This window comes from Micromonospora sp. NPDC049836 (assembly GCF_044465125.1).
Lineage (GTDB): Bacteria > Actinomycetota > Actinomycetes > Mycobacteriales > Micromonosporaceae > Micromonospora.
In genome coordinates this window covers 208,849-216,209 of the sequence record NZ_JBITLH010000011.1, presented here as the reverse complement: position 1 = coordinate 216,209, position 7,361 = coordinate 208,849, and the positions used below count along the sequence as shown (strand labels likewise).

Below are 7,361 nucleotides of genomic sequence, written 5' to 3'. Positions count from 1 at the left end.
TCACGGCCGGGACGCGGGCGGCGCACGGCCGGGACGCGGGCGGCGCACGGCCGGGACGCGGGCGGCGCACGGCCGGGACGCGGGCGGCGCACGGCCGGGACGCGGGCGGCGCACGGCCAGGCGGCATGCGGGCAGAGCGCAAACAGCACACGGACAGAGCGCGAGCAGCACGCGAGCAGAGCGCGGACAGCACGCGAGCAGAGCGTGGGCGGGCTCAGCCCGGGCGGCGGGCGGTGACCGCCGTCGCCTCCAGGTCGTCGTCCCGCATCACGGTCGGGACCAGGCCGACGCCGGCAAGCGCCGCGCAGAGCGCCGCCACCTGTCCAGCGCTGACCTCCACGACCAGGTGCCCGCCGGGCGCCAGCCACTCGGCCGCGCCGGCCGCCACCCGGCGCAGCACCGCGAGGCCGTCGGCCCCGCCGTCCAGCGCCACCGGCGCCTCGTGCAGCCGGGCCTCCGGCGGGAGTAGCGCGACCGCGTCGCTGGGCACGTACGGGGCGTTCGCCACCACCAGGTCGAGCCGCCCCCGCCACCGCGCCGGCAGCGGCGCGAACAGGTCGCCCTGGTAGACGGCCACGCCCAGCGGGTCCAGGTTGCGCCGGGCGCAGGCCACCGCGGCCGGGTCGATGTCGGCGGCGGCCAGCCACCGCGGGGCGAGCCGGCCGTGCAGCACCAGCGCGGCGGCGCCGGACCCGCAGCAGAGGTCGAGCACGGCCGGGGCCGGCCCGGCCACCGCCACGGCGGCGGCGACCAGCAAGGCGGTACGTCCCCGGGGGACGAAGACGCCCGGGGTGACGGCGACCCGGAGGCCGCAGAACTCGGCCCAGCCGAGCAGGTGTTCGAGGGGTCGGCCGGCGACCCGGCTGTCGACCAGGTCGGTGAGGGCCGTGGCCGAGCCGGCGGCGGCGGCGATCAGCAGCTCCGCCTCGTCTTCGGCGTAGACGCAGCCGGCGGCGCGCAGCCGCTGGACGAGGGCGGGACGGTCGAGGGAGGGCGTTGCCATCGGATTGCCTTTCGGAAGCGCTGCTCGGCGCTCCCGGCGTCGCCTACTCCCGCGGCGACGCGGACTCGGAGGGAGCGCCGGTCCTGGTCTGGTGGATCGGTCTCACCTCCTCCGGTCGGGGCCCGCGCGGGCCGTGGCACGCCCGTCACCTTAGCGGAGCCGGCGCGGACCCGGCATCAGGCCGCGCTGGCGTCCAGGGCGGCGGTCAGGTCGGCCACCAGGTCGGCTGGGTCCTCGATGCCGCAGGAGAGCCGGACGAAGCCGGGCGCGGTGTCGTCGCCCCACTGGGCCCGCCGGTCCGCGCTGGTGTGCAGCCCGCCGAACGAGGTGGCGGCGGCGACCAGGCGGGACGCGTCGAGGAACCGGGCCACCCGGTCCGGGTCGCCCAGGTCGAACCCGAGCACCCCGGGGATCCGGCGCATCTGCGCCGCGGCGACCGGGTACGCCGGGTCGTCGGGCAGCCCCGGCCAGCGCACCCCGGTGACGTCGGGCCGGCCGGCGAGCAGCCGGGCGACCGCCTCGGCGTTGGCGGTCTGCCGGGCCAGCCGCAGGTCCACGGTGGCCAGCGAGCGGTGCGCCAGCCAGCAGTCGAACGCGCCGGGCACCCCACCGGTCATGGTCCGCCACGAGGTGACCGGGTCGAGCAGCCCGGCGGAGCGGGTCGCCAGGTAGCCGAGCAGCAGGTCGGAGTGGCCGGTGAGGGCCTTGGTGCCGGAGGCGACCACCGCGTCGGCGCCGAGGTCCAACGGACGCTGCCCCAGCGGGGTGGCGGTGGTGTTGTCCACCGCGACGAGCGCCCCGGCGGCGTGCGCCGCGGCGGCCAGCGCCGGCACGTCGGCCACGTCCAGGCCGGGGTTCGACGGGGTCTCCAGCAGCACCAGCCGGACCCCGTCGAACGACGGGTACGGCCCGGCGGTCGGCACGAAGGTGACGCGTACCCCGAAGCCCTCCAGGGTCTCGGTGGCGAAGGCGCGCACCGGGTAGTAGCCGTCGGCGGGGAGCAGCACGGTGTCGCCGGGGCGCAGCACCGCCAGCAGCAGCGCCGTGATGGCCGCCTGCCCGCTGGCGAAGACCCGGCAGTCGCCGCCCTCCAACTCCCCGATCGCCGTCTCCAGCAGCCGCCGGGTCGGGTTGTCCGGCCGGCCGTACCCGTTGGGGGTGGCGGCCGGCCCCCGCCACGGGTCGAGGTGGTAGGGCGCGGCGAACACCGGCCCCGGCAGGAAGGGCTGCCCGGGCTCCGCCGGGGGCAGCCCGGCGCGCACGCTGCGGGTTCCGTCACCCCACTGACTCATCGCCACCTCACTCGTACGACTCGGGCTTCGCGGTCCGGCTCATCAGGGTGTCCACGGCCAGCCGCGGGTCCATCCCCTCGTGGCAGATCCGCTCGATCTGCTCGGTGATCGGCATCTCCACCCCGTGCGCCCGGGCCAGGTCCCGGATCGCCAGGCAGCTCTTCACGCCCTCGGCGGTCTGCCGGGTGGCCGTCTGGGCCTGCTCCAGGCTCTCCCCCCGGCCCAGGTGCTCGCCGAAGGTGCGGTTGCGGGCCAGCGGCGAGGAGCAGGAGGCGACCAGGTCGCCCATGCCGGCCAGGCCGGCGAAGGTGATCGGGTCGGCGCCGAGCGCCACGCCGAGCCGGGCGGTCTCGGCCAGGCCCCGGGTCATCAGCATGGCCCGGGTGTTGTCGCCGAAGCCCATCGCCGTGGCGATGCCGTACGCCAACGCGATCACGTTCTTCACCGCGCCGCCCAGCTCGCAGCCGATCACGTCGTCGTTGGTGTACGGCCGGAAGTACGGGGTGCGGATCGAGGTCTGCACCAGCGCGGTGCGGCGGCTGTCGGTGCCGGCCACCACGGTCGCGGCGGGCTGCTCGGCGGCGATCTCGGGGGCCAGGTTGGGGCCGGAGACGACCACCACCCGGTCGGCGGGCACCCCGGCGGTCTCCATGATCACCTGGCTCATCCGCTTGGTGGTGCCCAGCTCGATGCCCTTCATCAGGGAGACCAGCGTGGCGTCGGCGTCCAGGTACGGGGTCCACTCGGCGAGGTTGCCGCGCAGCGTCTGCGACGGTACGGAGAGCACCACCACCTCGGCCCCGACGATCGCCTCCTCGGCGTCCCCGGTCGCGGTGACCCGGTCCGGCAGCCGCACGTCCGGCAGGTAGTCCGGGTTGTGGCGCCCGGTCCGGATCGCCTCGGCCACCGAGGCGCGCCGGGCCAGGATCGTCACGTCCCGGCCGGCGTCGGCGAGGATCTTGGCGAACGCGGTGCCCCACGAGCCGGCGCCGAGCACGGCCACGTGCCCGCTCACTCGGTCACCCCGGGCGTACGGGTGCGGGCCGGGCGCTCCCAGAGCGGCGGTGGCGTGCCGCCGCGGATCTCGGCGACCATGTCCCGCAGCCGCAGCATGATCGTGTCGGTCATCTCCTCCAGCACCGCCCGGGACGGCGGGGTCCCCGCCCAGCGGCTCAGGTCCACCGGCGGCCCGGCGACCACCGTGACCGGCGTACGCGGGCGCAGCCCGAACCGCGCCGTCCGCGGGTCGAACATCCGCTCCGGCCCCACCATCACGACCGGGACGACCGGCGCGCCGGTGGCCAGGGCCAGCCGGGCGGCCCCGGTCTTGCCCTTCATCGGCCACAGGTCCGGTTCGCGGGTGGTCGTCCCCTCCGGGTAGATCACCACGGCGCCGCCCTCGCCCAGCGCGGCGATCAGCTTGTCCAGCGACTTGACCGCCTCGACGCTGCCGCGCTCCACCGGGATCTGCCGGCACCGGTGCAGGATCCAGCCGATCACCGGGACCTTGAACACGCTGGCCTTGCCGAGGAACTGCGGCCAGCGCCCGGAGTCGTAGATGAAGTGCGCGGCGACCAGCGGGTCGGCGTGCGAGATGTGGTTGGGCACGATGATGATCCCGCCGTCCCGGCGCAGGTGTTCCATGCCCCGCCAGGTGCGCCGCGTCCAGACCGTCAACACCGGCTTGACCAGCACCACGGCTAACCGTGGCCAGAACCCCACCTTCCGCCGCGCCACCTGCGTCTCCTCCCCATGCCCCGAGCCGCGCACCCACGCCCGCGACGGAAATCATGCCTGCTCGCCCCCGGTCCGGCCAGTGAGGGGTACCGCGACCCGGCTGGCAGGATGGTCGGCGTGCCTGAGCCGAGCTGGACCGTGGTGGTGCCGGTGAAGCGTCTCAGGGCGGCGAAGAGCCGGCTGCGGGGCGCGCTGCCGGGCGTACCCCACGAGGAGCTGGCGCTGGCCCTGGCGGCCGACACGGTCCGCGCGGTGCGGGCCTGCCCGGCGGTGGCCGAGGTCCTGGTGGTCACCGCGGACCCGCGGGTGGCCGCGGCGGTCACCGCGGCCGGCGCGCGGGTCGTGCCGGACCCGGCGGCCGGGCTGAACGCGGCGTTCCGGCACGGCGCGGCGGTCGCCGGCCCGCACGCCGCGGTGGCCGCCCTCACCGCCGACCTGCCGGCGCTGCGTCCCGCGGAGCTGGCCGCGGCGCTGCGGGCCGTCCCCACCGGCCGACCGGGGGTACGCGGGTTCGTGGCGGACACCCCGGGCAGCGGCACCGTGCTGCTCGCCGCGCCGGCCGGGGTGCCGCTGGATCCCCGCTTCGGGGTCGGCTCGGCGGCGGCGCACGCGGCCAGCGGGGCCCGGTCGCTGTCCGGCGACTGGCCCACCCTGCGTCGCGACGTGGACACCGCCGCCGACCTGGCCGCGGCGGCTCGGCTCGGCCCGGGCCCGCGCACCGCCGCGCTGCTCGCCGCCGCCCCGGCCGGCCGGCTCGGGTACGGTGCTGACATGCAGGGCACGGTGGCCACCTACGACCCGTCCACCCGCAGCGGCGTGCTGCTCCTCGACGACGGCACCGAGCTGGCCTTCCCGGCCCGCGCGTTCGACGCCTCCGGGCTGCGGCTGCTCCGGCTCGGCCAGCGGGTCCGGATCGAGCGGGACGCCGCCGGTGAGGTCGTCCGGGTGACCTTGCCGACGATGGCGTGAACAACCTGGCCGGAGTTCATTTTCCGTTCACCCTTGTCGGGGAATCATGGGGTGGTGAGCACCCCTCGCGAGCGCCCCGACAGCCCGCCGACCGCCCTCGAGCCGACCGCGCCCCGCAACGGCGCCCGATCACGCGGCACCGACGGCCGCTTCCGGGGGCTCCGCCCGCCTGAGGAGAGCGTCTCCGGCGAGCCGGGTGCCCCCGCCTCGGCCGGCCTGGAGGAGTCGCTGGACCCGGTCGAGGGGCCGGGCCCGGACGTCGGCCCGCCGGCCGCGTCGCCGCTGCCGGAGGACCGGTTCCTCAACCGGGAGCTCTCCTGGCTCGACTTCAACGCCCGGGTGCTGGCGCTCGCCGAGGACCCGCGCACGCCGCTGCTGGAGCGGGCGAAGTTCCTGGCCATCTTCGCCAGCAACCTGGACGAGTTCTACATGGTCCGGGTGGCCGGGCTGAAGCGCCGCCTCTCCGCCGGGCTGCCGGTCCGCGGCGGCGACCGGATGCCGCTGCGGACCCAGCTGGAGCTGGTCGCGGAGAAGAGCGCCGGCCTGGTCGCCCGGCACGCCGCCTGCTTCGTCGACGACGTGCTGCCCAAGCTCGCCGCCGAGGACATCCGGATCCTGCGCTGGAGCGAGCTGGACGACGCCGAGCGGGAACGGCTGCGCACCTGGTTCCGGGAGCACATCTTCCCGGTGCTCACCCCGCTCGCGGTGGACCCGGCGCACCCGTTCCCGTACATCTCCGGCCGGTCGTTGAACCTGGCCGTCTCGGTGCGCGACCCGGACGGCGGTTCGGAGCTGTTCGCCCGGGTGAAGGTGCCGAACAACGTGCCCCGGTTCGTCCGGGTGGCCCGCGACGAGCCGGGGGTGCGGTTCCTGCCCGTCGAGGACCTCATCTCGGTGCACCTCGGGCAGCTCTTCTCCGGCATGCAGGTGGTGGAGTGCCACCTGTTCCGGGTCACCCGCAACGCCGAGGTCGAGGTGGACGAGGACCGCGACGAGGACCTGCTCCAGGCCCTGGAGCGGGAGCTGGCCCGGCGCCGGTTCGGCCCGCCGGTCCGGCTGGAGGTGGCCGCCTCCATCTCCGACCACATGCTGGAGCTGCTGGTCCGCGAGCTCGACATGGACAGCCAGGACGTGCTGCGGGTACGCGGCCTGCTCGACCTCTCCGCGCTCTGGCAGGTGTACGGCGAGGCGGACCGGCCGGACCTCAAGGACCCGCCGTTCGTGCCGGCCACCCATCCCCGGCTGGCCGAGGGCGAGGTGCCGCGCAGCGTCTTCGCCACCCTGCGGGACGGGGACGTGCTGGTGCACCACCCGTACCACTCGTTCGCGACCAGCGTGCAGCGCTTCGTCGAGCAGGCCGCCGCCGACCCGAACGTGCTGGCCATCAAGCAGACCCTCTACCGGACCAGCGGCGACTCCCCCATCGTGGACGCGCTGGTCGACGCGGCCGCCGCCGGCAAGCAGGTGGTGGTGCTGGTGGAGCTGAAGGCGCGTTTCGACGAGGTGGCCAACATCGGCTGGGCCCGCACCCTGGAACGCGCCGGCTGCCACGTGGTGTACGGGCTGGTGGGGCTCAAGACGCACTGCAAGACCGCCCTGGTGGTCCGGCAGGAGGGCAACCAGATCCGCCGCTACTGCCACATCGGCACCGGCAACTACCACCCGAAGACGGCCCGGCTCTACGAGGACTTCGGCATGCTCACCGCCGACCCGGAGATCGGCGCCGACCTGACCGACCTGTTCAACGTGCTCACCGGCTACAGCCGGCAGACCGCGTACCGGCGGTTGCTGGTGGCCCCGCAGGGCATCCGCAGCGGCCTGATCGAACGGATCGAGCGGGAGATCGAGCAGGTCCGGCTCGGCATGCCGGGGCTGGTGCAGTTCAAGGTGAACGCGCTCGTCGACGAGGAGATCACCGACGCGCTCTACCGGGCGTCCCGGGCCGGCGTCCACGTCGACCTGCTGATCCGGGGCATGTGCACGCTGCGGCCCGGGGTGCCGGGGCTGTCGGAGAACATCCGGGTGCGCTCGATCCTCGGCCGGTTCCTGGAGCACTCCCGGGTCTTCCGGTTCGGCAACGACGGCGACGCCGAGTTCTGGATGGGCTCGGCCGACCTGATGCACCGCAACCTGGACCGCCGGGTGGAGGCGCTGGTGCAGGTCAGCGACCCGGTGGCCCGGGCCGAGCTGGACCAGGTGCTGACCGCCGCGTTCAGCCCGGACGTGGACGCCTTCGAGCTGGCCGGCGACGGCACCTGGCAGCGGCGGACCGGGACCGACGAGGCGCCGCTGACCGACCTGCAGGAGTTGCTGCTGCACCGGGTCGGCGGGCGGGCCGGCTGAGCGGCCCCGGTGCGCGC

At 75.6% G+C, this 7,361-nt stretch carries 6 protein-coding genes and 1 pseudogene; 3 read left to right on the top strand and 4 right to left on the bottom strand.

Annotated elements, in window-relative coordinates; all coding sequences use genetic code 11:
* Positions 1-214 precede the first annotated feature (214 nt).
* The 4 genes from ACIBPB_RS26590 to ACIBPB_RS26575 form a co-directional block, all read right to left on the bottom strand.
* Positions 215-1,003: a putative protein N(5)-glutamine methyltransferase gene (locus tag ACIBPB_RS26590; RefSeq protein WP_396842166.1), complete on the bottom strand. Its 789-nt coding sequence runs from the start codon at positions 1,001-1,003 to the stop codon at positions 215-217.
* 176 nt (positions 1,004-1,179) lie between these two features.
* The gene (locus tag ACIBPB_RS26585) at positions 1,180-2,295 is read right to left on the bottom strand and encodes a cystathionine gamma-lyase (protein ID WP_396842165.1); all 1,116 of its coding nucleotides are present in this window, start codon (positions 2,293-2,295) and stop codon (positions 1,180-1,182) included.
* A 7-nt stretch (positions 2,296-2,302) separates the two neighbouring features.
* Complete coding sequence (locus tag ACIBPB_RS26580; RefSeq protein WP_396842164.1) at positions 2,303-3,310, bottom strand: NAD(P)H-dependent glycerol-3-phosphate dehydrogenase; 1,008 nt, start codon at positions 3,308-3,310, stop codon at positions 2,303-2,305.
* On the bottom strand, positions 3,307-4,032 hold the full coding sequence (locus ACIBPB_RS26575; protein WP_357317753.1) for a lysophospholipid acyltransferase family protein: 726 nt from the start codon (positions 4,030-4,032) through the stop codon (positions 3,307-3,309). The genes ACIBPB_RS26580 and ACIBPB_RS26575 overlap by 4 nt, the downstream gene beginning before the upstream one ends.
* 108 nt (positions 4,033-4,140) lie before the next feature.
* Between ACIBPB_RS26575 and cofC the strand changes: the two are divergent.
* The 3 genes and pseudogenes from cofC to ACIBPB_RS26560 all read left to right on the top strand — a co-directional run.
* A pseudogene (cofC, locus tag ACIBPB_RS26570) lies at positions 4,141-4,785 on the top strand (2-phospho-L-lactate guanylyltransferase); the annotation flags it as partial.
* A gap of 18 nt (positions 4,786-4,803) precedes the next feature.
* The gene (locus tag ACIBPB_RS26565) at positions 4,804-5,001 is read left to right on the top strand and encodes a cold-shock protein (protein ID WP_396842176.1); all 198 of its coding nucleotides are present in this window, start codon (positions 4,804-4,806) and stop codon (positions 4,999-5,001) included.
* Positions 5,002-5,055: 54 nt separating this feature from the next.
* Positions 5,056-7,344 (top strand): RNA degradosome polyphosphate kinase, encoded by a 2,289-nt coding sequence (locus ACIBPB_RS26560; protein ID WP_396842163.1) that lies wholly within the window; start codon positions 5,056-5,058, stop codon positions 7,342-7,344.
* The last annotated feature ends 17 nt before the right edge of the window (positions 7,345-7,361 follow it).